The organism is Hyphomonas beringensis (assembly GCF_000682755.1).
In the GTDB taxonomy this organism is placed as follows: Bacteria; Pseudomonadota; Alphaproteobacteria; order Caulobacterales; family Hyphomonadaceae; genus Hyphomonas; species Hyphomonas beringensis.
Genome location: NZ_AWFF01000097.1, coordinates 1 through 580 on the forward strand (window position 1 = coordinate 1; position 580 = coordinate 580).

Here is a 580-nt window from a genome sequence, read left to right on the forward strand (position 1 = left end):
GCCCTGCTCTCGATATTCCGCTGATGATTGAAGTGATTGTATACAGACGAATGGACTGATGCGAATTTTTGAAGACTTCGCAAGCGCCGGAAACGAGACATGGCCCGCTCTCGTCGGCGGAATGGTTCGTGGGAATTTTCGGTGCGATTGTTCAGGTGCAGGCCAGTTTCCTGGCGGTGTGCATTTCCGATTTCACGCATTGCGGCCCCATACGAGCGAAGTCTGTCAGTCACCACGATCTGAGGGTTTCCATATCGCCTCATCGCTTTTCGCATAAATTTCAATACAGAGACTTTATCCCGGGTCTTCGTGCCGAAGAACTCCAGAACTTCGCCTTCATGGTCGACCGCGGGCCATAGATCGGACCATAGATAGAGAGTCTTCCCACGGATATTGGCTTCGCCTGCCTGCGGCTCACGAGGACTTCGTCCAGGTGCCACTGCCATTGCAGTGACTGCCTCATTCTTTCCGAACGGCGCCTGCGGATCTTGTGCGCGAAGTAAGTGCCGAAGCGATCGACCCAATGACGGACCGTTTCATGGCAAATGTCGATGCCGCGTTCATGGAGCAGGTCTTCAAC

Annotated in this window: 1 pseudogene; it reads right to left on the bottom strand. The window is 54.0% G+C overall.

Annotated features, from left to right (window positions below):
• Positions 1-580, bottom strand: a pseudogene (locus HY29_RS19065) (IS6 family transposase); the annotation flags it as partial.